General features: G+C 66.2%; 25 protein-coding genes. 15 read left to right on the top strand and 10 right to left on the bottom strand.

Annotated features, from left to right (window positions below; all coding sequences use genetic code 11):
- Window positions 1-28 precede the first annotated feature (28 nt).
- From KZ498_RS12740 to KZ498_RS12715, 6 genes are read right to left on the bottom strand one after another with little or no spacing between them, the layout of a single operon-like run.
- On the bottom strand, window positions 29-1,102 hold the full coding sequence (locus KZ498_RS12740; RefSeq protein ID WP_312619276.1) for a 4Fe-4S dicluster domain-containing protein: 1,074 nt from the start codon (window positions 1,100-1,102) through the stop codon (window positions 29-31).
- Complete coding sequence (locus tag KZ498_RS12735) at window positions 1,099-3,957, bottom strand: molybdopterin-dependent oxidoreductase (protein ID WP_312619275.1); 2,859 nt, start codon at window positions 3,955-3,957, stop codon at window positions 1,099-1,101. The genes KZ498_RS12740 and KZ498_RS12735 overlap by 4 nt, the downstream gene beginning before the upstream one ends.
- The gene (locus KZ498_RS12730) at window positions 3,950-4,132 is read right to left on the bottom strand and encodes a hypothetical protein (RefSeq protein ID WP_312619274.1); all 183 of its coding nucleotides are present in this window, start codon (window positions 4,130-4,132) and stop codon (window positions 3,950-3,952) included. The genes KZ498_RS12735 and KZ498_RS12730 overlap by 8 nt, the downstream gene beginning before the upstream one ends.
- The gene (locus tag KZ498_RS12725) at window positions 4,129-5,523 is read right to left on the bottom strand and encodes a cytochrome bc complex cytochrome b subunit (protein WP_312619273.1); all 1,395 of its coding nucleotides are present in this window, start codon (window positions 5,521-5,523) and stop codon (window positions 4,129-4,131) included. Before KZ498_RS12725 ends, KZ498_RS12730 begins: the two co-directional genes overlap by 4 nt.
- Complete coding sequence (locus tag KZ498_RS12720) at window positions 5,523-6,167, bottom strand: Rieske 2Fe-2S domain-containing protein (protein WP_312619272.1); 645 nt, start codon at window positions 6,165-6,167, stop codon at window positions 5,523-5,525. Before KZ498_RS12720 ends, KZ498_RS12725 begins: the two co-directional genes overlap by 1 nt.
- The gene (locus KZ498_RS12715) at window positions 6,164-6,739 is read right to left on the bottom strand and encodes a hypothetical protein (RefSeq protein ID WP_312619271.1); all 576 of its coding nucleotides are present in this window, start codon (window positions 6,737-6,739) and stop codon (window positions 6,164-6,166) included. Before KZ498_RS12715 ends, KZ498_RS12720 begins: the two co-directional genes overlap by 4 nt.
- A 172-nt stretch (window positions 6,740-6,911) precedes the next feature.
- On the opposite strand from KZ498_RS12715, the gene KZ498_RS12710 reads away from it, so the two are divergent.
- The 6 genes from KZ498_RS12710 to KZ498_RS12685 all read left to right on the top strand — a co-directional run bounded on the left by KZ498_RS12710 (window position 6,912) and on the right by KZ498_RS12685 (window position 10,670).
- Window positions 6,912-7,571 carry a helix-turn-helix domain-containing protein gene (locus KZ498_RS12710; protein WP_312619269.1) on the top strand — a complete coding sequence of 220 codons (660 nt, stop codon included), beginning with the start codon at window positions 6,912-6,914 and terminating at the stop codon, window positions 7,569-7,571.
- A 123-nt stretch (window positions 7,572-7,694) separates the two neighbouring features.
- Complete coding sequence (locus KZ498_RS12705) at window positions 7,695-8,012, top strand: DUF5783 family protein (protein WP_312619268.1); 318 nt, start codon at window positions 7,695-7,697, stop codon at window positions 8,010-8,012.
- Window positions 8,013-8,108: 96 nt separating this feature from the next.
- The gene (locus tag KZ498_RS12700; RefSeq protein WP_312619267.1) at window positions 8,109-8,555 is read left to right on the top strand and encodes a TRAM domain-containing protein; all 447 of its coding nucleotides are present in this window, start codon (window positions 8,109-8,111) and stop codon (window positions 8,553-8,555) included.
- Between the two features lie 108 nt (window positions 8,556-8,663).
- Window positions 8,664-9,251 (top strand): molybdenum cofactor biosynthesis protein B, encoded by a 588-nt coding sequence (locus KZ498_RS12695; protein ID WP_312619266.1) that lies wholly within the window; start codon window positions 8,664-8,666, stop codon window positions 9,249-9,251.
- A 44-nt stretch (window positions 9,252-9,295) separates the two neighbouring features.
- Entirely contained in the window at window positions 9,296-9,769 is a 474-nt protein-coding gene (gene moaC / locus KZ498_RS12690) for a cyclic pyranopterin monophosphate synthase MoaC (protein WP_312619265.1), read from the top strand.
- Between the two features lie 73 nt (window positions 9,770-9,842).
- On the top strand, window positions 9,843-10,670 hold the full coding sequence (locus tag KZ498_RS12685) for a molybdopterin synthase (RefSeq protein WP_312619264.1): 828 nt from the start codon (window positions 9,843-9,845) through the stop codon (window positions 10,668-10,670).
- 30 nt (window positions 10,671-10,700) lie between these two features.
- On the opposite strand, the gene KZ498_RS12680 is transcribed toward KZ498_RS12685, so the two are convergent.
- Window positions 10,701-11,501: an ABC transporter permease gene (locus KZ498_RS12680; RefSeq protein ID WP_312619263.1), complete on the bottom strand. Its 801-nt coding sequence runs from the start codon at window positions 11,499-11,501 to the stop codon at window positions 10,701-10,703.
- Window positions 11,476-12,357, bottom strand: a complete 882-nt coding sequence (locus tag KZ498_RS12675; protein ID WP_312619262.1) for an extracellular solute-binding protein — start codon at window positions 12,355-12,357, stop codon at window positions 11,476-11,478. The genes KZ498_RS12680 and KZ498_RS12675 overlap by 26 nt, the downstream gene beginning before the upstream one ends.
- Before the next feature lie 422 nt (window positions 12,358-12,779).
- On the opposite strand from KZ498_RS12675, the gene KZ498_RS12670 reads away from it, so the two are divergent.
- Window positions 12,780-13,604: a hypothetical protein gene (locus KZ498_RS12670; RefSeq protein WP_312619261.1), complete on the top strand. Its 825-nt coding sequence runs from the start codon at window positions 12,780-12,782 to the stop codon at window positions 13,602-13,604.
- Window positions 13,605-13,619: 15 nt separating this feature from the next.
- Here the strand turns inward: KZ498_RS12670 and KZ498_RS12665 are convergent, their stop codons facing one another.
- Window positions 13,620-14,189, bottom strand: a complete 570-nt coding sequence (locus tag KZ498_RS12665; RefSeq protein ID WP_312619260.1) for an NUDIX domain-containing protein — start codon at window positions 14,187-14,189, stop codon at window positions 13,620-13,622.
- Between the two features lie 153 nt (window positions 14,190-14,342).
- On the opposite strand from KZ498_RS12665, the gene KZ498_RS12660 reads away from it, so the two are divergent.
- The 7 genes from KZ498_RS12660 to KZ498_RS12630 all read left to right on the top strand — a co-directional run bounded on the left by KZ498_RS12660 (window position 14,343) and on the right by KZ498_RS12630 (window position 18,404).
- A complete protein-coding gene (locus tag KZ498_RS12660) occupies window positions 14,343-14,528 on the top strand; it encodes a hypothetical protein (protein ID WP_004592435.1) in 186 nt (61 codons plus the stop codon).
- A gap of 7 nt (window positions 14,529-14,535) precedes the next feature.
- Complete coding sequence (locus KZ498_RS12655; protein WP_312619258.1) at window positions 14,536-14,961, top strand: RNA-binding protein; 426 nt, start codon at window positions 14,536-14,538, stop codon at window positions 14,959-14,961.
- Window positions 14,961-15,665, top strand: coding sequence for an RNase P subunit p30 family protein (locus KZ498_RS12650; protein ID WP_312619257.1), 705 nt, complete (start codon window positions 14,961-14,963; stop codon window positions 15,663-15,665). The genes KZ498_RS12655 and KZ498_RS12650 overlap by 1 nt, the downstream gene beginning before the upstream one ends.
- Window positions 15,666-15,796: 131 nt before the next feature.
- Window positions 15,797-16,219 (top strand): DUF2391 domain-containing protein, encoded by a 423-nt coding sequence (locus tag KZ498_RS12645; RefSeq protein WP_312619256.1) that lies wholly within the window; start codon window positions 15,797-15,799, stop codon window positions 16,217-16,219.
- 109 nt (window positions 16,220-16,328) lie between these two features.
- A complete protein-coding gene (locus KZ498_RS12640) occupies window positions 16,329-16,814 on the top strand; it encodes an Rpp14/Pop5 family protein (protein ID WP_312619255.1) in 486 nt (161 codons plus the stop codon).
- Between the two features lie 2 nt (window positions 16,815-16,816).
- Entirely contained in the window at window positions 16,817-17,587 is a 771-nt protein-coding gene (gene psmA / locus KZ498_RS12635) for an archaeal proteasome endopeptidase complex subunit alpha (RefSeq protein ID WP_312619254.1), read from the top strand.
- 88 nt (window positions 17,588-17,675) lie between these two features.
- Window positions 17,676-18,404 carry a ribosome assembly factor SBDS gene (locus KZ498_RS12630; RefSeq protein WP_312619253.1) on the top strand — a complete coding sequence of 243 codons (729 nt, stop codon included), beginning with the start codon at window positions 17,676-17,678 and terminating at the stop codon, window positions 18,402-18,404.
- 15 nt (window positions 18,405-18,419) lie between these two features.
- Here the strand turns inward: KZ498_RS12630 and KZ498_RS12625 are convergent, their stop codons facing one another.
- Window positions 18,420-18,767, bottom strand: a complete 348-nt coding sequence (locus tag KZ498_RS12625; RefSeq protein ID WP_312619252.1) for an FUN14 domain-containing protein — start codon at window positions 18,765-18,767, stop codon at window positions 18,420-18,422.
- 203 nt (window positions 18,768-18,970) lie between these two features.
- On the opposite strand from KZ498_RS12625, the gene katG reads away from it, so the two are divergent.
- On the top strand, window positions 18,971-21,166 hold the full coding sequence (katG, locus tag KZ498_RS12620) for a catalase/peroxidase HPI (protein WP_312619251.1): 2,196 nt from the start codon (window positions 18,971-18,973) through the stop codon (window positions 21,164-21,166).
- Window positions 21,167-21,289 lie beyond the last annotated feature (123 nt).

Below are 21,289 nucleotides of genomic sequence, written 5' to 3'. Positions count from 1 at the left end.
TTCCGAGCTCGACGTTCGTTCGCGGTGCTCACTCATCGTCGAAGACCTCCAGTCGGTACTGTTTGGCGGGGTTCTTGTCCTGGAGCAGCTCCATCAGCTCGCTGTCACCGCCCTGTCGAACGCGCTGCCGGTGGGCGTCGATGGTGTCGAGCGCCTGGTCGACGCCGTCGCCGAACAGCTCCCGCAGGTACTGCCGGGGAATCCGGTCGATGTCGACGGTCTCGCCGTCTTCCGTGTGCTGGCCCGGTGCAAAGGGCGGGATGTAGTAGACGTTGGGCTGTGTGCGGAACTCCGGATGGAGCGGCAGGGCTACCTCGTACTCCTCGATGAGCTTGTAGATGGGGCCGTCCTCGTCGTCGAGGAAGCCGACCAGCCGGAGCTGGGGGGGACACTCCTCGGCACAGGCCGGGGCGAACGTCTCCCCTTCGGGGCCCTCGCCCTCGATGCGGGGGTAACAGAAGATGCACTTCTCGGATTTCTTCGAGACGGTGTTGTAGTACACCTTCTTGTAGGGACACCCCTCGACGCAGTAGCGGTAGCCCCGACAGCGCTCCTGGTCGACGAGGACGATGCCGTCCTCCTGGCGCTTGTACAGCGCCGAGCGCGGGCAGGCCTCGACACAGGAGGGGTGGGTGCAGTGGTTGCAGATGCGCGGGAGGTAGAAGTAGTAGCTGTTGGGGTACTCGCCGGCCCCCTGGTCCTCGTCCCAGTTGGGCCCCCACTCCGCGCCGTCGCGGGGCCGCAGCGGCTCGTCGCTGCCCTCGTACATGATCTCTTCGTGGTTGAACTCCCAGGCGCGGCCGTAGTCCTCCTGGTCTGGAATCTCGCCGGGCGAGCGGTCGGAGTGCTCGCCCGACTCCCAGCCGCCGCCGGAGTCCTCCCAGCCACGCGGGTACCCTTCGCCGGGCTTGGTCTCGACGTTGTTCCAGTACATGTACTCGCTGCCGCCGTCCTCCGTCCAGAGGTTCTTGCAGGCGATCGTACACGTCTGGCAGCCGATGCACTTGTTCAGGTCCATCACCATCGCGACCTGGTGGTCGACGCCGTCTGCGACGTTGACCAGGGTGTCCTCCTCCTGTTCGTCCTGTCGGTCGGTGCTCATTCGGTGTCACCTCCGGTCGGTCGCACGTCTACGCGTACGTCGCTGTTGACCCCGGTCGGTCCCCAGTAGTTCGGGAAGAAGTACAGGTGTTCCCCGGTGTCTTCCGGATACTGGACCAGCTGGGTCGGTTTCATGTACATCGGGACGAGCGTGTTGAAATTGTCCCGGTCGGGGTACTGGAACTTCTCCCAGGCGAAGAACTGCCGGACGGTCCCCGGTTCGCCGGAGGGGTAGATCTTCGCCTGGACCTCGACGCTTCCGAGGTCGTTGTACACCTCCACGCTGTCGCCGTCCTCGATGCCCCGTTCGGCGGCGTCCTCGGGGTTCAGGTACACCACGGGCTCGCCGCGCTGGAGCCTGAGCATCTTGGGGTCGTCGCGCCACGTCGAGTGGATGGACCACCGGCCGTGGGGCGTGTTGTACGACAGCGGGTAGTCGCCGCCGGTGTCTTCCGGCCCCTCCTTGTGGGTCGGCAGTTCCTCGCCGAGTTCGAGATACCAGTCGTGGTCGATGTAGTACTGCTGGCGGCCGGTGAAGGTCGGCCAGGGGTTCTTGTCGTGGACGTAATCTTGCCACGGGACGTAGGCCTCCCCGTCTTTGATATCGGAACTCCAGTGGTCGCCGGCAGTGAGGAACCGCTGTGGCTGCTCGTCGATGTCGTCGAAGGTTATCTGCTCGTCGCTGTCCGCGGGGTTGGTCTCCTCTGAGTGTTCGAGGATGAACTCTGCGGCGGCCCTGTCTTCGACGAGCCCCCCTTCCTCACCGGTCTCCCAGTCGCGGACGTAGTCGTCGTGGATTGTCGTGAGGTCGATGGTCCGGTCGAACTTGCGGTCCTCGACCGGCTCGACGCCGCGTTCCCGGGCGCGCTCCTGTATCTTCTCGGCGAGCAGGCGGAATATCTCCCAGTCGGTCTTGGCCTCGCCGAGCGGTTCGACGGCCGGCGTGAACGGGTGCACGTAGGTGTGCATGTCCGTCTCCGAGAGGTCGTACTTCTCGTAGTGGCTGGCCGCCGGCAGGACGATATCGGAGTACATCGCCGTCGAGTCCATCCGGAAGTTGATGTCGACGACGAGGTCGAGTTTGGGCCAGAGCTGTTCTTCGAGGGCGACGTTGCCCTTGGCCTGGTTGAAGTAGTTCCCGCGCCAGACGAACATCGTGGACGGATTCGGCCGGCTCCCGTCCTCGCGTTCCTCGGGGTAGACCGGCATCCATCCCTCGTCGATGGACTCGCGTATCTTCTCGGCCGTGTCCGGATCCGTGTTATCGAGGATGCCCGCGTGGAAGTACGTCCACAGCGTCGTGGGCACGCCCCGGACGCTGCCGGTCGGGAACGAGAGCACCTTCCAGCCGTGGAACGACCAGATTTTCTCCTGGCCGACGTAGTGGTCCAGTCCGGTGCCTGGGTCGCCCAGGTTCCCCGTCAGCGTCACGAGCAACTGGATAGCGCGGTTGCCCAGGTCGTTGTGATACCAGTCGTTGACCCCCTTCCCGTGGATTATCTTGGCGGCGTCGGCCTCGGCGAACTCGCGGGCGACTCGCTGGTAGGTGTTCTCGCCGACGCCGGTCTCCTCGTGGACGACCGCCGGCGTGTACTGGCCGAGTTCGTCGGTGAGGTTCTCCCAGACCGACCGGACCGCGACGCTGCCCTCGTCGGTGTCGACGCTGCGCTCGACGCTCAACTGCGGGTCGAAGTCCAGTTCGATGCTCGCCGAGTGGTCGTGCTGTCCGTCCCGTTCACCCAGCGAACCGGGCGCACGACGGAGGGTGCCGTCGGCGTCGACCATGACGAACACCTTCTCGGGGTCGTCGGCGTCCCCGGCGAGGCCGACCTCGCTGGCCCGGAGGAACTTGCCGGTGTCCTCCCGGACGAGCAGCGGCATGTCGGTCTGCTCTTTGAGGTGGGCTTCGTCGTACAGCCCCTCGTCGACGATGGTCTGGGCCATGCCCAGTGCGAGCGCGGTGTCGCTGCCGCCGTGGGGCGAGAGCCACTCGTCGGTGTGGATGGCCGTCTGGGAGTAGTCGGTGAAGACCCCGACCCGTTTCGCGCCCTCGTAGCCCGCATCGAGGAAGTACTTGGCGTCGGGGATGCGCGTGACGTTGATGTTCGACCCCCAGGCGATGATGTAATCCGAGTTGTGCCAGTCGGCGGATTCGGCGTTGTCCGTCTGGGTGCCCCAGGTGATGGGCTGGCCCGGCGGCAGGTCCGAGTACCAGTCATAGAAGCTATGCGAGACGCCGCCGAGCAGATTGACGAGCCGGCTCCCGCTGGCGAAGCTCACCGGCGACATCGCCGGAATGGGTGTAAAGCCCGATATAGCGTCGTACCGGCCCGCCTGCACCTCGTCGATGACGTGGTCGGCAATCTCGGTCAGCGCCTCGTCCCAGGAGATGCGCTCCCACTGGCCCTCGCCGCGTTCGCCGGTGCGGCGGAGCGGGTGGAGGACGCGCTGGTCGGCGTTGACGTAGTCCGTGTAACAGGCCCCCTTCTGACAGCCCCGCGGATTGGGGTCCGGGAGGCTCTCGTCGAAGGTCGGGTAGTCGCCGGCCTGCTCCTCGCGCCAGACCTGGCCGTCCTTGACGTAGACGTTCCAGGAACAGGAGCCCGTGCAGTTGACGCTGTGGGTCGAGCGGGCGACGGAGTCCCAGTCCCACTCGTCGCGGTAGAGGTCCTCCCAGTCCCGGTACGGATACGAGCCGATGGGGTCCTCGACCGCTTCGAGGCCGTCCATGCCGTCGTCCGCGAAGGACAGCCCCGTCGCGCCCAGCAGCGACGCGGCGCCGAGACCGCGCACGAAGTCGCGGCGACTGATTCCCGCACTGTCCGCCTCGTCGTCGGTCAGGTCGTGTCTACTCATTGGTGATGAACACTGTCGCAGTCGCGCAGGCAGCGCCGACCACGGCCAGCGCGATGCCGGTGAGCGTGCCGCCGCCGACTTCGAGGCCGGCGGCGACCAGCCCGAGGCCGACCAGCTTGCTCGTCGTATCCAGCAGGCGATACTGGCGCTCGGTCAGGTCGATGCTCGCAGTCATCCGTCTCCCTCCGATTCGATGCTGTCCGGTTCGTCGCCGACGGAGCCGCCGTCGGCGGCCACGTCTCCCTCACGCGATGGTGCGGGCTCGCCGTCGCGCAACAGCAGGTACGTGATACCGCCGAAGACCGGCGGGACGACGAGCAACGCCGCCGTCAGGATGGGGTTGACGACGCCGGTCGTCGTTCCCAGCACCTGGTCCGCGAGGATGTTGTTCATCCCCGCGATGGAGGCGATCATGATGAACGCGACGGCGCCCACGCCGACGCCGGTCTGCCAGGCCCGGTCCAGCGGGTCCGCGGTGAAGTGGGTCGGCTCCGTCCGGTCGATAAAGGGCCAGGCGGCGACCGCGGCAAACACCAGCCCCGGGAGGACGATGCCGCCGACGAACTCCCCGTTGATGTGGGCCGGGCCGACGTCGAAGCTGATCTGTGGCAGGAGCTTCAGGAAGCCGTACACCCACATCAGGAACCAGTCCGGCATGATGAGTTCCGGCGTGGACGCGGGGTCGTTCGGGCCGTACTCGGCAACGTTGTGGACCGGGAGCAGGCCGGACAGCGCCGAGAGTGTCGCCGCAGTGACGAAAAACACCACCGCGGAGACGGCGGCCTGGTTCGGGAACGCCGGCAGACCGATGATGATGTTGTCGTCGTCCTCGTCGACGGGCTGACGGCCGCCCGTCACGTCGCCGTCCCGCGGGGCCTCGGTGTGTTTCTGCCGGATGAGGATGGCCATGTGGACGGCCAGCCCCACGGCGATGGCCGCCGGTATCACGAGGACGTGCAGGAAGTACAGCCGCGGGATGGTGGCACTGGAGGGGAACTCACCCCCGAACACCACCTGGCCGAGGAAATCACCTAACAGGGGGATGGATATCGTGAGGTTGTAACCGATGCTCGTGGCCGTGGCGGCGAACTCGTCGAACGGCAGGGCGTAACCGGTGTAGGCCGCGCCCATCGCCAGCGCCGCCAGCCCGGTCCCGACGAGCCAGTTCGGCTCCCGCGGGTTCCGGTACGCGCCCGTGAAGAACACCCGTAACATGTGCAACCCGATGGAGGCGACGAAGAGGTGGGCCGCCCAGTGGTGGAGCCGGCGGATGAACATCCCGAAGGGCACGTCGTAGGTGATGTGCAACACCGAGACGAACGCCTCGGGCATCTCCTGGCCCTGGAACTTCTGGACGCTGCCCTCGTACTCCACGTCGGAGGTCGAGGGCTCGAAGAAGAACCCGAGGAAGACACCCGACAGAATCAGCAGGAGGAAACAGAACAGCGCAACTTCCCCCAGCAGGAACGAGTCCTCGGCCGGGAACGCCTTGCCGAGGAACTTCTGGCCGTTCTCCAGGTCGAGGCGGGTGTCGAACCAGTCGTAGACGGCTTTGGCGCGGGACATCATCCACCTCCGGGGCCGACTGGCCCCTCGAAGTCACCGGTGGCGACGAGCTGGCCGTCGCTGGTCACCGTGATTGGCAGTTGCGGGAGCGGGCGCCCCGGCGGGCCGCCGCTGACCGCCGCCCCGTCCAGAACGTTGAACTTCCCGAAGTGGCAGGGACAGACCACCAGGTCCTCCTCCCTGTCCGAGACCATACAGCCAGCGTGGGTGCACACCTTCGAGAACGCGGCGTACCCGTTGACGGTGAACCCGGTCTTGATGTCGCCGCCGTACTCCGATTCGGGATAGCGCACCAGCAGCGTCGGGGCGTCCTCGATGCCGGGCCGGGGCTCCGGGAACACGGTCATGTGCTCGCCCTCGGAGAGGCGCCCCTCCGTGATGCGCTCGCCCTCGCTGTCGACGAGGTGGATGCCGTCGGAGTACACCGGCCCCTCGTACCCGCGCTCGAACACCTGCGTGGTGCTGGCAAGCGGTGCGGTGAGGCTGGCGACGGCGGTCAGGCCGCCGACGGTCGCGAGGAACTTCGCGAAGTCCCTGCGGCGGAGCTCCGCGCGGGCGTCCCCGTACAGGGTTGGCGTGCCGGTGGCGTCACACGAGCAGTCGTCGTCCTGTGCCTCGTCGTCGGGCTTCGGATACTCTCTCATTCGTGCCCCCTGTGTTCTGCGACTTCGACGTGTGGCATGAACCAGGCGTAGTACGCGACCGTCGAGAGCGCGAGCGAGAGGAACATCCCGGTCGCGTACAGCCCGAAGTACTGGGTGCGAGCGAGCGTGAGGTACTCGCCCGTGAACAGCGCCGCGAAGACGATAGAGAGGACTGTCAGCCCGCTCATGGCGACCAGTCCTTCGATAGCGTCCGAGGCGTCGTGGTACTCGACGACCCAGCGGTGCTCCGTATCCAGCCACGGCAGCGAGACGGTCCCGCCGTCGGTGACCGGCTCGGCGTCGTCGGGCGGTCGAACCGCTCTGTTCATGAACTGGTGGGCGGCCGTCAGCACGCCCACGAGGCCGAACAGGGCGACCCAGACGACGACGCCGACCTGGCTCGGCGACAGCTTGTTCGGCGTCTCGACCGGGCCTTCGAGCGGCCGGATGTCGCTGACGCTCTCGTCGATAGCGATCTCCTCCGACGGTGGCTCGCCGTGCATGGCGACGTACCACATCGGCAGCAACACCGCTGTTATCAACAGACCGATGAGTATCGTGTTGCGTCTCATAATCTTGGGTTGTCTCGGTTCGTCAGCGAGTCGAACGGCTACGCTGTGTTCGGGGTTTGTCCCAGGACCCGGATGAACGGCCAGCCCGACATCTTAGGCCCATTATATGGCGGTTTTTTATACGAACATGTTCGCATGGACCTTCTTATGCCAGCCGAGTCAACTACCGCGCATGTCGGGCCGGATGCTTGCCGAGGTCGAAGTATTCGGTCCTCGGTCGTGCAAGGTACAGCCACACGCTGACGACGAGTGGTCGGTGTCGACAGTCTCCCGGAGCAAAGCGAGTAGCGATGCCGACCGAGTCATCGAGGAGTTCACGCTCAGTGGCGGTGACGAGCCGCCGTCAGCGCTGCGGGACGACCACTCGACTGTGGAACACGTGTTCGAACACGACAAGCGACACATCTTCCAACTGTCCCGGGCGGCCGACCAGGGCTGTGTCTGTGAACGCATCGAAGCGGCCGGCTGCGTCGTCCAGGACTTCTCGGCGGACACCGAGTCCCTCGTCGTCACGTTCCTCGTCGACGACGTACCGACCCTGCGAGAGATCGTCGAGGACCTCAAGTCGGAGGGCGAAACCGTCAAACTCCGGCGACTGCTCGAAGACACGGCCTCGGAGACGGACCGCCCAGTGGTGTTCGACCGCGCGAAACTGACCAGCCGCCAGCGCGAGGTTCTGAGCCGGGCCCACGAGATGGGGTACTTCCAGCACCCGCGCGGGGCGACCGCCGGCGACGTGGCCGATGCGCTGGATATCTCCACGTCGACGTTCACCGAGCACCTCGCCGCCGCCCAGCGGAAACTCCTCGACGACCTGCTCGACTCCTGTTGACTGTCCCCACTGCCGGATATTTGCCTTCCCCGGCGGCGAACTCCGTCACGGAGGGACACTGCGACGGCTCGACCGGTCCGCTGTCACAGAACCCTTTACCCTCGCCCCGGCGACACTGCAGCCATGACCGAGTTCGACGCCGACAAGTTCGACGAGAAGTACGTCCACTACTTCGAGGAGCTCGAAACGGCGTACTCGAACGCCTACCAGGAGCTGCACGGGCAGTACGACTCCGAAGTGCTCCGCGGAATCGACCGGCAGATTCTCAGCGAGAGCGAGCCGGTATACGAGGGCGACGGGACGTTCAGCGTCCGGCTCCCCGAGGACACTGCGGCGCGTGCGCAGTCCCTGCCGGGCGACGAAGAGACGTTCAACACGGTTCTGTCGGCGTTCACTGACGCCATCGAACGCGAACTCCGTCGGCTGTTCGAGTTCGAGTAGCCACCGTCTCCCAGGCGCTTCCGTCACCGGTCGGAATGGCGGATCGAAAACACCAGAATCAATGCAGTGCCGATGCTAGATTGACCAATTATACTAATGGCGACCGATTCAGATCTTCACTGTCTCTTTACCGCCCCCATCGAGGAGCAGGACGACTCGTACGTTATCGAGATTCCGAAACAGGAGGTCGAACTGGGGACTCTGGCCCCAGAGACGCTGTACCGGATTGCACTGCTCCAGTCGACTGGTGGGCCGTCCCGGCAGCAGGGAGAGCCCGAGTCAACGTCCGAATCTCGGTCCGACGAACCCAGCAGGGAACCGGAGTTCGCACCGTCGTCCCCGCCTGTCGCCGAGGGTGAGACGCGCGTGGTCGAGATCGACAACATCGGCGACAAAGGCGACGGCGTCGCGCGTATCGACGGCGGGTACGTCGTCATCGTCTCCGACGCGGACGTCGGCGAACGCCTCCGCGTCAGGATGGACCAGGTCCGCGAGAACGTCGCCTTCGCGGAGGTCGTCGAACGGCTCCCGTACTACGAGTAAGCCGCCGCCTCTGTCGAGTCGGTCTCCCTCCGCGCTCTGCCGGGAGTATCGTCCGAGTGCCGGCCAGACAGCCGAGGGTATATTTCACTGCCGACTGTCATTCCCGGTATGGGACACGAACACGACGAGGCGGCTAGCGACAGCGAGGCGGGTCACGGCCATGCGGACCACGGCCACGATGACAGTCACGGAGAGCACGGCCACGACGACCATCACGCCCACGACGCCGAAGGGGTCGGAATCGGGGTTCTCACGGTCTCGACCTCCCGCACGCTTGCCGACGACCCGGCCGGCGATATCATCGCTGCAGCCTGTGAAGACGCAGGCCACGAAATCGTCGAGCGCCGCCTCGTCGCGGACGAGATGGACGCTATCGAGGACGCCGTCGCCGCCCTGCTGGACGACGGCGTCGAGGTGGTTCTGACGACCGGCGGGACCGGACTCACGCCGGACGACGTCACCGTCGACGCCATCGAACCGCTGTTCGACCGGCCGGTTCCCGGCTTCGGCGAACTGTTCCGCTGGCTCTCCTACGAGGAGGTCGGGCCGATGGCGATGGCGTCGCGGGCGACCGCCGGCGTCGTCGACGACCGCCTGGTATTCTGTCTGCCCGGGAGCGAGAACGCCGCCCGGACGGGCGCGGAGAAACTTGTCGCGCCGGCGGTGGGCCACCTGCTGGGGCTCGTCCGCCGATAGTCCGGACCCGCACGGTTTTGGGCCGGCGTCGGCTACGGGTAGGCATGCCCGAGGAGTTCACGCACGTCGACGAGGCGGGGGACGCACAGATGGTCGATGTCGGCGACAAGGCCGAGAGCCAGCGCCGCGCGGTCGCGCGGGGACGGATTCGGCTCACCGAGTCCACGCTGGCGGCCATCGAGGCCGACGAGGTGGAGAAAGGCGACGTGTTGACGACGGCCCGCATCGGGGCGATTCAGGCGGTGAAACACACCTGGGAGACCGTGCCGATGTGCCACCAGATACCAATCACGAACGTCGAAGTCGAGTTCACCGTCGGCGACGAGGCCGTCGAGACCACGGTCGCCGTCGAGACGGTCGGCAAGACCGGCTGCGAGATGGAGGCACTGGAGGGCGTGACGACCGGCCTCAACGTCGTCTGGGACATGGTGAAGGCAAACGAGAAAGACGACGACGGCGAGTATCCCACGACGGCCATCGAGGACATCCGCGTGGTCGAGAAGACAGTCGACCGCTGAGCGCGGGCAACTGACAGCAGTTGCGTCGCTGCCATGAAAAAGGTCTATCTACGTTGCCCTGTTACTGGGTTGCATGCAAGTCCTCGGTATCGTCGGGCACTCCGAGACGGGGAAGACCACGCTGGTCGAGCGGCTGACCCAGCGGCTTTCCGGAACCGGACGTGTCGCGACGGTCAAGCACTGCACGCACGCGCCGGATATCGACACGGACGGGAAGGACACGGCCCGCCACCGCGACGCCGGCGCGGCCGAGACGGTCGCGCTCACCGACGACGGCGAGTGGTACGCGACTGGGGAGTCACGGACGCTTGAGGAGACGCTGGACGCCCTTGCGCCCGACTACGACTACGCCCTCGTGGAGGGGTATTCGGACGCGACCATCCCGAAGGTCGTCCTCGGTGACCGTGAGGTCGCCGACCCCGTCGTCCACCGCGCGCCCCACGGCGCGGACGCTGACCTCGACGAGATCGTCGCGGCGATGGAGGACCGGGACCCCTACATCACGCTGGAGACGCTCGTCGCGGACGTAAAGCGGGACCCGGACGAGGTCTACTCCGGCGCGATTGCGACCTTCACCGGGCGCGTCCGCGCACAGGAAGGGCCGGACGACCCGCCGACGGAACTGCTGGAGTTCGAGCGCTACGACGAGGTCGCCGCCGAAAAGATGGCCGCGCTCCGGCGGGACCTCGAAGCGCGGGACGGCGTTCACGCGGTCCGCCTGCACCACAAGACCGGGGTAGTCGATGCTGGCGAGGACATCGTCTTCGTCGTCATCCTGGCCGGCCACCGGGGCGAGGCGTTCCGCGCGGTCGAAGACGGCATCAATCGCCTGAAAGAGGAAGTGCCGCTGTTCAAGAAAGAGGTCACCGTCGACGAGGAGTTCTGGGCGCACACGCGGTAGTCAGAAGCGCCGTTTCCGCGACGGCGACCGCTATCGCCACGGTGTCGCCCGAAGTGCGTGGACCAGAAGCAACGTCCCCAGCGCGACGCCGAGCAGGACCACCGCCACGGGCAGCGCCGCGTCCAGCCCGTCCGAGATGAACGAGGCCCAGATCTGGACCGGCAGCGTCCGGGGGTAGTACGCCAGCATCATCGTCGCGCCGAACTCGCCCATCGCGCGGGCGAAGGTCAACACCATCCCGGCGAGCAGGCCGGGCTTTGCGAGTGGCACCGTCACCGCGCGCATCGTCCCGACCCAGTCACGGCCCAGCGACCGCGAGGCCTCTTCGAGGTGGTCGTCGATGCCGTCGAAGGCGGCCTTGGCGGTGACGACGAAGAACGGCGACGCGACGAACGTCTGGGCGGCGACCACGCCCAGCAGCGACCGCGTCAGCGCCAGGCCTGTGAACCCGCCGAGGCCGTTCGGGCCGACGACGGTCAGCAGCAACATCCCGCTGACGACCGGCGGGAGGACGAGCGGCAGGACGACGGCCCCCATCGCGGCGGTCGTCAGCACGCCGGTGTTCCTCGAGAGCCAGTAGGCCAGTGGCAGGCCGAACACGACGGCGATGGTGGTACTGCCGAGCGCGGCGACGAGGGAGGTAATCGCGGCGTTGATGACGTACGTCTCCGTCAGACTCGAAAACAGCGCCGCCGGTGAGTACGTGAGCACGAGCACCAGCACCGGGACGACGAAATACAGCAGCAGCACCGCTCCCAGGACGGGAACGAGTTCGCGCACGCCGACCGTGTGGCCGGGCCGAGTCTCACCGCGTGACAGTACTCGGGACATCTCCCACAACTCGTGGATACTCTTCGCGGACGGTAAATCCGTGTGGTGCGAGCCAGTCCCCGGACAGGACTGCCTCGAAGGCTGTACGCGTCGCTTCCTGTTCGTCACGGCGGACGGCCCCGTACTCGATGGGGCTGGCTCCGATTGTCGTGCCGTTCGGGAGTTCGTAGCTGGTCTCCCGATACTGGGCTGTGTGAGCGGGGTCGCCCAGATGTATCTCCGGCGGGAACTCCCGGAACGGGTAGTCCCGCTCGATCGCCATGCTCCGGTAGACGAAGGCCGCGTCGACGGCCCCGGTCTCGAACTGCGCGAGCAGTTGTGTCTCCGGATAGGTCTGGTCCGAGGCGAGGACCGCGTCGGAAAGGCCCGGTTCGTCGTAGTAGTCGGCCGCGAGGGCCAGCACGAACAGCGTCCGGTAGCCGAGCGGGTCCAGCGCCGGGTCGGTCCGGCCGAGCGAGACGTCGTCACTCTGGAGCGGGTCGTACCACGGCTCCGCGGCCGCGACGCTCGTCCCGCCGTCCGTCTGCGGGTTGTACGCCAGCACCATCTCGTTGCTGGCGACCACAGCGTACCAGGCGGTGTCCATGACCCGGTCGAACAGGGTCGGGTCCGCCAGGGCGACGATAGCCGGGTCGCGCTTCCCGTCGGCGACCAGGCGTGCGGCCCCGACGGACCCGCGGGCTTCGACAGCGAGTTCGACGTCTGTCCGGGTCTGGAGCGTCTCGCTGGCCGCCTTCTGGAGGCTGCCCGCGACAAGCACGTCTACCCGCTCCCGACCGAACGCCCCGCATCCCGCCGTCAGGAAGAGACCGCTCCCCAGCGCCGCGAGTACCGACCGGCGGGTCTGTCGGGCCATTGGTCGTTCATTTCTCGCTCTCGCACATCGGTGTTGGGGTCAGTCCCAGTATTTCCGGGGCCGACCTTCCCGGCCTCGACGCCCAGCCGTCTACTGACTCTGGGGGCTGTGTCGAAGAGTAGCACGGCGATAGTTCTTTATAATCGGTGTTCGAACGTTGAAATGATGCAAAAGAAAGTCATCGCCCTGGTTGCGGTCATGGCGCTTGCCCTCGCGTACTACGTCAAGCGGTAAGCCTGAATTCCAGAGCTGCACCGTCCCCTGAATCGTGCTGTCGGCCGCCCTGCCCACTGGTCCTCAGCGGTATCGTGTCGGGTGGGCCGCCTCCTCGCTGGCCGGCAGTATTCCTTCGGACTCACTTGCCGGCGACAGCGCCGGTGGGTTTCCGAACCCTTACCCGGCGAACACCCGTAGCAGCGTGTATGTACGGCGTCGTCACCCGTAACGAAAAGGAGGCGGAGTGGTCCGAGTTCGACCTGGCGTTCTACGAGGTCAAGGACGTGACCGGCCGCGCTGTCGAACCGATCGAGGGCGCGGTCAACATGGTGTCCTGTTTCGGCGACAACGCGGTCGAGAGCGAGGAGGACCTGCTCGCGTTCGACGAGGAGGGCACGCCGGCGACCCGGAACCAGCCGTACTTCGACTGGACGTACGTCTGTCCGACCCACGACCGCTACCGCGAGGGGCTGCTCGATATCATCGCGGAGGCGGCCGCGGTCAACGAGGACGTTCGCCTCGACGACGTGGGCTTTCCCCGCGACGAGTACTGCCACTGTGACCGCTGCGAGCAGCGCTTCGCCGACAGCGAGTTCGAGGACTGGTCGGCCTGGCGCAGGAACGTCATCACGGAGTTCGTCGCCGAGGCCCGCGAGGCCGTACCCGGTAAGCTGTATCTCACGCTGTATCCGGACCCCTACCCGGGCCACCTCGAAGCCCGGTCCGGCGTCGCCGTCGACGACATCGCCGAGTACGTCGACGAGTTCGTCGTCCCCATCTACGACATGGCGTACTCGACGACCTACTGGCTAGAGATTCTCGCAAAGGGGTGGCAGGACCGGCTCGCGACCCCGTTCAGCATCGAACTGTACGCCGTCGACGTGGACGTCGACGACCTCTCGAAGGCCCTGGAGGTAGCAGAAGAATACGCCGAGACCGTGCTGTTTGGCTACGACGCCAGTAACGCCCGCGCGACCATCCGGCGGATGAACGCCGACGCTCGCGAGGGCCAGTCGTTCGGACCCGAGTAACGCAGTTTCGTCGACCTACGCCCCGCCGCCGAACCGCCGCTTGCGCCACTCCAGAACCTCCTCGCGGTCGCGCGTGTCGTCCGGGAGCTCGTCGAACCACCGGGCCTCGCTGATCTCGTGGTCCGGGTCGTCCACGGCGATGTCGGTCGTCTCTGCCCGTGCCTCGAACACCGGCAGGACGCCCCAGGCCATGTTGCCGTCGCAGTAGAACTCCACCCGCCCGAGCATCCCCAGTCCCTCGATGGTCGCGTCGACGCCGCTTTCCTCCCCCAGTTCCCGGAGTGCGGCCCCCCGGAAGGATTCGTCGCCGTCGAGTTCGCCGCCGGGCAGGACCCACATATCGACGCCCTCGTGGCGCACCAGCAGGAGTTCACCGGTGGCCTGGTACGCGAGCGTGTGCGCGCCGTACGGTGCGCCGTGGTCCCGGGCGGCGGCGGCCACGTCCCGGAATCGACCCCGCGGAACGTTCCGGTGACGCGTGAATTCGACGTAGCCACTGTGTTGCTCCCGGAGATGGTGATACGTCTGTTCGGCGGTCTGACACGCGCCGTCGGCGAGAAACCACAGGTCGTCGACGCTCGTCATCTGTCCGAACGCCGTCGGAGCGCCCGCCGTGGCGGCGACGAGTACCCGGGGACCCCTGCCGTGCTGCTCATGGCAAGCAGTTGGCGCGAGGAGCCTATAAGCCTTCGACACTGAATCAGTCCCTTTTTGACGAGCCACCGAGTACCGCCGGGTATGGCATTCGAAGAGGACGACAGCGTTATTCTCCACGACGAGCACAGCGACTACGACGGCGAGGAAGGCACCGTCACGCAGGTCGTCGAGACGATGTTCGGCGACGCCAACTACACGGTTTCCTTCGAGGACGGACAGGAGCAGGGCGTCCCCGAGGACAACCTCGAAGCCGCCGAGGACGAGTAGGGCCTCGATGTCGTCGGTTCCGTTCCACTACGTCGACCTCCGGACCTTCTGCTACGCGACAGAGGACGACAAGCGCGTCGAGGAGGCGCTCCGGACGTTTCTCCCGGAGGACTATCCCATCGAGCGCGCCAAGAGCGAGGGCCATTACGGCGACCGTATCGTCGTGCTCTCGGCTCGCGTCGAGAACGCCGACGACATCCGGCACGTGCTCACGCAGGTGGCCTCGGCGCCGGACATCGACGCGGTGCGTGCGGAACTGGACGACCGGGTCGACGACAACTGCTCGTTTTTCCTCACCTTCGACAAACAGGCCGCGTTCGGGGGGAGCGTGGAACGTGGCGACGGCATCACGCTCCGGGCGAAAGTCGAGGCCTATCCCGCAAAGCGGGAGAAGGCCGTCGAAAACGCCCGCGACCTCCTAGAGGAGCTGTGATGTACGAGGCCGTCTACGCCCACCCCGACGGCGACAGCACCGTCGCCCGACACGCGCTGACGGCCGCCGACTCGGACTACGACGGCATCGTCGTCAGGAACCACGGCGACGAGCCGGTCGAGTACGACGCCGACGCCATCACCGACGCCTATGGCGTCGACGTCGCGGCCGGCGTCGAGGTCCGGGCGGAGGACCCGTCGCGGGCGAGCGGCTTCGTCGGGAACTACCGGAGCGACAGGACAGTCGTCGTCGTCCACGGGGGCGACCGCCGCATCAACCGGTTCGCCGTCGAGCAAGCGACCGTCGACGTGCTCGCCCACCCGATGCGCGATGACGGCGACTTCAACCACGTGCTGGCGAACGCGGCGGCCGACAACGGCGTCCGCGTCGAGTTCGACTTCGGTCCGGTGCTCCGGGCCGCAGGCGGCAGTCGCGTCCGCGCCATCAAGGAACTCCGGAAGCTCCGGGAACTAGTCGAGGACGCCGGCGCCCCCTTCGTCGTCTCGGCGTCGCCGAGCACCCATCTCCAGCTCCGGGCGCCACGAGACGTCGTCGCCGTCGGGGAGACCATCGGCTTCGACCCCGACACCGTCCGCGAGGGGCTGGCAGAGTGGGGTCGAGTCGTGGAGCGCAACCGCGAGCGCCAGTCCGACGCCGTCATCGAGCCGGGGGTCCGGCTGGAGGGCGGGGGCGACACCGAGTAACTGCGGCCGCCGGAATCCCCACTTTTCGACATCGACCACTGTAGTGCAGACCCTGGCCCGGTTTTTCGACCCCCCGGTACGTCAGCCGACTGACCCGAACGCGTTTGCATCCGACCGGAGTACCGGGACGTATGAAGCAGCGACAGAAGCACAAGCTTGCGGACACGGCCCAGCAAATCGTCGGCGGGTTCCTGCTGTCCGGTCCGTTCGTCGTGACCCAGGAGGTGTGGGCGCTCGCGCTGAACATGACCGTCTTCCACAACGTGTTCCTCGTCTGTATCGTCACCGCCATCGGATACGGCGGGCTGTACGGCGCTGACAACGACCGGGACCCAAGACGCGAGGCCGCGGTCGCCGGTGTCCCGGTCCGGTTCATCTCTGTCCTCGCCGTCGCCTTTGGCTCCGTCGGAACGCTCGCAATCGCGGTCACCGCCCCCGACCAGTTCATCGGTGGCCTCCCCCTTTACGACCGGGTGGTCGTCACGTTCCGCGCAATCAGCGTCGGTGCCGTGTTCAGCGTCGTCGGTGCGGTGACGACCGACAGCCTGTTCTAGCGCGACGCTGGGACAGGCTCGTTCCACAGGACACTGCTCCGGGCGGCCAGTGCGGTCTACCCCCATCTCACACCACACCGCTCATTGTCCTCCGTCCCAACACTGGCGTATGAAACACCTCCCCAAGCATCTCCGGCCCCGGTGGCGCTACCTCGCCGTCGAACTCGAAGCGTGGCCCAACGCCTCCTTCGACCGCCGGGCGTTCCAGCGCGAGGTGTGGTACGCCGCGCAGAACCTGCTGGGCGACACCGGCAGCGCCGAGACGGATATGACCGTCCTCCAGTTACACGACTACGACGGCACGGCAGAGGCCATTGTCCGGACCAGACGCGGTCAGACGGACGCGGCGCGGGCCGCGCTGACCTGTCTGGACAGCGTCGACGGTGACGAGGTACGGGTCCGCGTCCGGGGGATTAGCGGCACCGTGCGTGCCTGTGAAGAAAAGTATATACGCGGGCCGCCGGAACCAACTGAACAGAGACACGTCGTGTTCGAGAACGCAGACCGGAGCGCTACTGTTCGGCCTCCGCGCTACGATGTCGAAACGGCCTCCGACGGTGCGTTCGTCGGCGCGACAGCACTCGATTTCCGATAACTATGCAGGGACAAAACCAACAGCAGGCCTACGACCGCGGGATTACTATCTTCTCCCCGGACGGACGCCTCTACCAGGTCGAGTACGCCCGCGAAGCGGTCAAACGCGGCACAGCAAGCATCGGCGTCAGAACGAGCGACGGCGTCGTTCTCGCCGTGGACAAGCGCATCCGGTCGCCGCTGATGGAGCGCTCCTCGGTCGAGAAGATCCACAAGGCCGACGACCACATCGGCATCGCCTCGGCCGGCCACGTCGCCGACGCCCGACAGCTCATCGACTTCGCCCGCCGACAGGCGCAGGTGAACCAGCTGCGCTACGGCGAGCCGGTCGGCGTCGAGACCCTCACCAAGGAAATCACGGACTACATCCAGCAGTACACCCAGGTCGGCGGCGCGCGCCCGTTCGGTGTCGCGCTCATCATCGGCGGCATCGTCAACGGCCAGCCGCGACTGTTCGAGACCGACCCCTCCGGGACGCCCTACGAGTGGAAGGCCCTCGCTGTCGGGGCCGACCGCGGCGACATCCGGGACTACCTCGAAGAGCACTACGACGAGGGCATGGACCTCGACGACGGCGTCGACCTCGCGCTGGCCGCCCTCGCGTCGGTCAACGACGACGGAGTCACGCCGGAAGGTATCGGCGTCGCGACGGTCGACGTGGAGACCGAGACGTTCGGCCAGCTTTCCGACGAGGAAAAGCGGACCCACCTCGCGGAGGCCGACCTGCTCGACACCGACGAGGACGCGGACGACGAAGAGACCGACGAGGAGTAACGCGTCCGACGCGCCCTCGCGGGCGGCTGGACCCCCCTTTTCCGACCACGCAGTAAGGCCTTTAACTGGCCCACTGCTACCGACGGGTATGATATCGCTTGACGAGGCAGTGACGGCGCGCCTCGAATCCCACGGCCAGCGGTTCGAGGTACTGGTGGAACCGGACGCTGCGCTAGCGATAAAGCGCGATGACTTCGACGGCGACCTCGAGGACGTTATCGCGGCGGAGGACGTGTTCGAGGACGCCTCGCGGGGGGACCGACCGCCCGAGAACATGCTCGAAGAAGTGTTTGACACCACCGATCCGATGGCCATCATCCCCGAGGTGATAAAGCGCGGGGAGATCCAGATCACGGCCGACCAGCGCCGCGAGATGCAGGAGCAAAAGCACAAACAGCTCATCCAGCGGATCACGCGCAACGCGGTCAATCCCCAGATGGACGACGCGCCACACCCGCCGGAGCGCATCAGGTCCGCCCTCGAAGAGACGGATTTCAGGGTCGACCCGATGGAACCCGTCGAGGCGCAGGTCGACGACGCCCTCGATGCGCTCCGGCCGGTCATCCCGATCCGGTTCGACGAGGTCACGGTGGCCGTGCAGGTCCCCGCGGACTACGCCGGGAGCGCGCAGGCACAGATACGGCAGTTCGGCGACCTCGAACGCGAGGAGTGGCAGTCAGACGGCTCGTGGGTCGGCGTGCTGACGTTCCCCGCCGGCCTGCAGAACGACTTCTACGACGTGGTCAACGAGCACACCAGCGGCGAGGCGGAGACCCGAATCATCAAAGACGAAGACGACATCAGTACGCGCGGCTGAGGCCGCGGCGTCGCGTTATCCCTTCTTGAACCCGACCAGAAAGCCGGCGGTGAACCCGGCGCTGACCGGCAAGGCCGACAGCAGCGACATGATCCAGGACGGCGGCTGGGCCGCCGCCGCGTCCCCGGCGGTACCGGTCGCGTTCTGTGCGGCCCCGCCTATCGCCGACCAGTTCACTTCGAGGATGCCCCGCGTCTCCAGGAACTTGAAAAGCGCCAGCTCGATGCCGACGATGACGGCGATGAGCTTGGCGACTTTCTTTGCGGCGAACCCGATGATGCCGCCGATAAGGCCGCCGCCACCGAACTCGAGGCCCATCTGCCGGAGTCCCAGCCCGTCTAGTTGTAGTACGAACTCACCCATACCGCGTACCTGACTGTCTGTTTTTAAATCCTTTGTGCTCCCTCGAAGCGCCCCTTTTATACTCAGGTGCCGCCCGGGTGACAGAACGGTGCTCCCAGTCGGGACGACCCGAAGAATTCAGGGAAATATTTTTCAGACGGTACTATTTCTTTACTCATAACCAAAGATTTGTATGCGACGGACGAATCTTAGTTACTGTTCAGATGGCAGATACACCGGATACCAGTACGGCTGACACGGCTGACGTACGTTCGAAGACACCGAAGTCCAACCGGGACTGGTGGCCCAACAAGCTCAACCTGGAGATTCTCGACCAGAACGCCCGGGACGTCGGCCCGATGGAGGACGACTTCGATTACGCGGAGGCGTTCCAGTCGCTCGACCTCGAAGCGGTGAAGTCGGACCTCGAGGAGCTGATGACCTCCTCGCAGGACTGGTGGCCGGCCGACTACGGCCACTACGGGCCGCTTTTCATCCGGATGGCGTGGCACAGCGCCGGCACGTACCGGACTGCCGACGGGCGCGGCGGCGCGGCTGGCGGACGACAGCGCTTTGCACCCATCAACAGCTGGCCGGACAACGCGAACCTCGACAAGGCGCGACGGCTGCTCCTGCCGGTCAAGCAGAAGTACGGCCGAAAGATCTCCTGGGCCGACCTGATGATTCTCGCGGGCAACGTCGCTATCGAGTCGATGGGGTTCAAGACGTTCGGCTACGCCGGCGGCCGCGAGGACGCCTTCGAGGAGGACAAGGCCGCCAACTGGGGGCCGGAGGACGAAATGGAAGGCCAGGAGCGATTCGACGAGCCGGGAGAAATACAGGAGGGCCTCGGTGCCTCCGTGATGGGCCTCATCTACGTGAACCCGGAAGGGCCGGACGGCAATCCGGACCCGGAGGCGTCGGCGAAGAACATCCGGCAGACGTTCGACCGCATGGCGATGAACGACAAGGAGACGGCCGCGCTCATCGCCGGCGGACACACGTTCGGGAAAGTCCACGGCGCCGACGACCCCGAGGAGAACCTCGGTCCCGAACCGGAAGCGGCCCCCATCGAGCAGCAGGGGCTCGGCTGGGAGAACAAGAACGGGAACGGGAAGGGCGGCGAGATGATCACGAGCGGTATCGAGGGGCCGTGGACCCAGTCCCCGACCGAGTGGGACATGGGCTACATCGACAACCTGCTCGATTACGAATGGGAACCCGAGAAGGGTCCCGGGGGCGCGTGGCAGTGGGCGCCCACGAGCGAGGACCTGCAAAACAGCGTGCCGGACGCCCAGGACCCCTCGGAGACGCAGACGCCGATGATGCTCACGACGGACATCGCCCTGAAACGGGACCCGGACTACCGAGAGGTCATGGAGACCTTCCAGGAGAACCCGATGGAGTTCGGGATGAACTTCGCGAAGGCCTGGTACAAGCTGACCCACCGCGACATGGGGCCGCCCGAGCGGTTCCTCGGTCCGGAGGTTCCCGACGAGGAGATGCTGTGGCAGGACCCGCTCCCGGACGCCGACTACGACCGCATCGGAGACGCGGAAATCGCCGAGCTCAAGGCGGAGATCCTCGATTCGGACCTCTCGGTCTCCCAGTTGGTCAAGACCGCGTGGGCGTCGGCGTCGACCTACCGCGACAGCGACAAGCGCGGCGGCGCCAACGGTGCACGCCTCCGGCTCGAACCCCAGAAGAACTGGGACGTGAACGAGCCGGAGCAACTGGAGACGGTTCTGGGGACGCTCGAGAACATCCAGGCGGCGTTCAACGATTCGCGCTCTGACGACACGCGGGTCTCGCTTGCTGACCTGATTGTGCTGGGCGGCAATGCAGCCATCGAACAGGCGGCGGCGAACGCCGGCTACGACGTCGAGGTTCCGTTCGAACCCGGGCGAGTGGACGCCGGGCCGGAACACACCGACGCAGCCTCCTTCGACGCGCTCAAGCCGACGGTCGACGGGGCCCGGAACTACATCCACGACGACGTCACGCGACCGGCAGAAGAGGTGCTGGTCGACAACGCGGACCTGCTGAACCTGACGGCGTCGGAGCTGACGGCCCTGATCGGCGGGATGCGCTCCATCGGTGCGAACTACGGGGACACCGACCTCGGGGTCCTCACCGACGAGCCGGGGACGCTGACAAACGACTTCTTCGTGAACCTGCTCGACATGGGCACGGAGTGGGAGCCGTCGTCGGACTCCGAACACGTCTACAAGGGTCTCGACCGTGACACCGGTGCGGTCAAGTGGGAAGCCACACGCATCGACCTGGTCTTCGGTTCGAACGACCGACTCCGGGCTATCTCGGAGGTCTACGGCTCGGCCGACGCCGAGGAGAAGCTCGTCCACGACTTCGTGGACACGTGGAGCAAGGTCATGCGGCTCGACCGCTTCGACCTCGAATAGACCACGGCTTCGGTGGCCGTATTGTAGCGTTCAAGCGGGTATCGAACTCTCGGGCGTCGGTAACTGACCGCAGTCATCTAAATTCTACCGCGCACTTCTCGCCCTACCGGACGACCATGAGAG

This window comes from Haloarcula sp. 1CSR25-25 (genome assembly GCF_032027985.1).
Classification (GTDB): domain Archaea; phylum Halobacteriota; class Halobacteria; order Halobacteriales; family Haloarculaceae; genus Haloarcula.
Note: the sequence above shows the minus strand (reverse complement) of the source record. Positions and strands in the feature narration are given on the sequence as shown.

Excerpts from the sequence above, each read along its gene's own strand:
- KZ498_RS12740 (WP_312619276.1), bottom strand. The coding sequence starts at position 1,102 with ATGAGCACCGACCGACAGGACGAACAGGAGGAGGACACCCTGGTCAAC.
- KZ498_RS12735 (WP_312619275.1), bottom strand. The coding sequence starts at position 3,957 with ATGAGTAGACACGACCTGACCGACGACGAGGCGGACAGTGCGGGAATC.
- KZ498_RS12730 (WP_312619274.1), bottom strand. The coding sequence starts at position 4,132 with ATGACTGCGAGCATCGACCTGACCGAGCGCCAGTATCGCCTGCTGGAT.
- KZ498_RS12725 (WP_312619273.1), bottom strand. The coding sequence starts at position 5,523 with ATGTCCCGCGCCAAAGCCGTCTACGACTGGTTCGACACCCGCCTCGAC.
- KZ498_RS12720 (WP_312619272.1), bottom strand. The coding sequence starts at position 6,167 with ATGAGAGAGTATCCGAAGCCCGACGACGAGGCACAGGACGACGACTGC.
- KZ498_RS12715 (WP_312619271.1), bottom strand. The coding sequence starts at position 6,739 with ATGAGACGCAACACGATACTCATCGGTCTGTTGATAACAGCGGTGTTG.
- KZ498_RS12710 (WP_312619269.1), top strand. The coding sequence starts at position 6,912 with ATGTCGGGCCGGATGCTTGCCGAGGTCGAAGTATTCGGTCCTCGGTCG.
- KZ498_RS12705 (WP_312619268.1), top strand. The coding sequence starts at position 7,695 with ATGACCGAGTTCGACGCCGACAAGTTCGACGAGAAGTACGTCCACTAC.
- KZ498_RS12700 (WP_312619267.1), top strand. The coding sequence starts at position 8,109 with ATGGCGACCGATTCAGATCTTCACTGTCTCTTTACCGCCCCCATCGAG.
- KZ498_RS12695 (WP_312619266.1), top strand. The coding sequence starts at position 8,664 with ATGGGACACGAACACGACGAGGCGGCTAGCGACAGCGAGGCGGGTCAC.
- moaC (WP_312619265.1), top strand. The coding sequence starts at position 9,296 with ATGCCCGAGGAGTTCACGCACGTCGACGAGGCGGGGGACGCACAGATG.
- KZ498_RS12685 (WP_312619264.1), top strand. The coding sequence starts at position 9,843 with ATGCAAGTCCTCGGTATCGTCGGGCACTCCGAGACGGGGAAGACCACG.
- KZ498_RS12680 (WP_312619263.1), bottom strand. The coding sequence starts at position 11,501 with ATGTCCCGAGTACTGTCACGCGGTGAGACTCGGCCCGGCCACACGGTC.
- KZ498_RS12675 (WP_312619262.1), bottom strand. The coding sequence starts at position 12,357 with ATGGCCCGACAGACCCGCCGGTCGGTACTCGCGGCGCTGGGGAGCGGT.
- KZ498_RS12670 (WP_312619261.1), top strand. The coding sequence starts at position 12,780 with ATGTACGGCGTCGTCACCCGTAACGAAAAGGAGGCGGAGTGGTCCGAG.
- KZ498_RS12665 (WP_312619260.1), bottom strand. The coding sequence starts at position 14,189 with ATGACGAGCGTCGACGACCTGTGGTTTCTCGCCGACGGCGCGTGTCAG.
- KZ498_RS12660 (WP_004592435.1), top strand. The coding sequence starts at position 14,343 with ATGGCATTCGAAGAGGACGACAGCGTTATTCTCCACGACGAGCACAGC.
- KZ498_RS12655 (WP_312619258.1), top strand. The coding sequence starts at position 14,536 with ATGTCGTCGGTTCCGTTCCACTACGTCGACCTCCGGACCTTCTGCTAC.
- KZ498_RS12650 (WP_312619257.1), top strand. The coding sequence starts at position 14,961 with ATGTACGAGGCCGTCTACGCCCACCCCGACGGCGACAGCACCGTCGCC.
- KZ498_RS12645 (WP_312619256.1), top strand. The coding sequence starts at position 15,797 with ATGAAGCAGCGACAGAAGCACAAGCTTGCGGACACGGCCCAGCAAATC.
- KZ498_RS12640 (WP_312619255.1), top strand. The coding sequence starts at position 16,329 with ATGAAACACCTCCCCAAGCATCTCCGGCCCCGGTGGCGCTACCTCGCC.
- psmA (WP_312619254.1), top strand. The coding sequence starts at position 16,817 with ATGCAGGGACAAAACCAACAGCAGGCCTACGACCGCGGGATTACTATC.
- KZ498_RS12630 (WP_312619253.1), top strand. The coding sequence starts at position 17,676 with ATGATATCGCTTGACGAGGCAGTGACGGCGCGCCTCGAATCCCACGGC.
- KZ498_RS12625 (WP_312619252.1), bottom strand. The coding sequence starts at position 18,767 with ATGGGTGAGTTCGTACTACAACTAGACGGGCTGGGACTCCGGCAGATG.
- katG (WP_312619251.1), top strand. The coding sequence starts at position 18,971 with ATGGCAGATACACCGGATACCAGTACGGCTGACACGGCTGACGTACGT.